This is a genomic window from Acinetobacter sp. USHLN143 (assembly GCF_037145695.1).
Classification (GTDB): Bacteria; Pseudomonadota; Gammaproteobacteria; order Pseudomonadales; family Moraxellaceae; genus Acinetobacter; species Acinetobacter fasciculus.
Map to the genome: position 1 here is coordinate 1 of NZ_JBBCWZ010000232.1, position 392 is coordinate 392.

The 392-nt window shown below is 40.6% G+C and carries 1 protein-coding gene; it reads left to right on the forward strand.

Annotation, left to right across the window (positions count from 1 at the left end; translation table 11 throughout):
* Nucleotides 1-53: 53 nt before the first annotated feature.
* On the forward strand, nucleotides 54-392 hold a 339-nt coding region (gene tnpA / locus WFH18_RS17850; RefSeq protein ID WP_336755420.1), incomplete at its 3' end, for an IS66-like element accessory protein TnpA.

The window sequence follows — 392 nt, forward strand, 5'->3', positions numbered from 1 at the left end:
TCCTATAAGCCTTAATTTAGTCCCCACTTAAAAACAAGTGGGGACTAAAATTTATGACTACAAATCACCAGACATCCATCGCATCTCTTGCGAAAAAACGAAGAACATACAGTGCTGAATTTAAACAGCAGATCGTTCAGGCTTGTAAAGCACCGGACGTTTCAATTGCTTCGGTCGCTTTGCAACATGGATTGAATACAAATCTCGTATCCAAATGGATTCGCTTAATTGATGCTAAGCCAGGGAATGATCGCTCACCACTACCGAATAAACCTGCATTTATTGCCTTATCCTGCTCTGCACCATTAGATCCTACTCCTACTGACATGTTAACGGTTCAAATTACTTTACCCCACTCAAAAGCAGAAATTGGCTTGAAATGGCAAGTATCA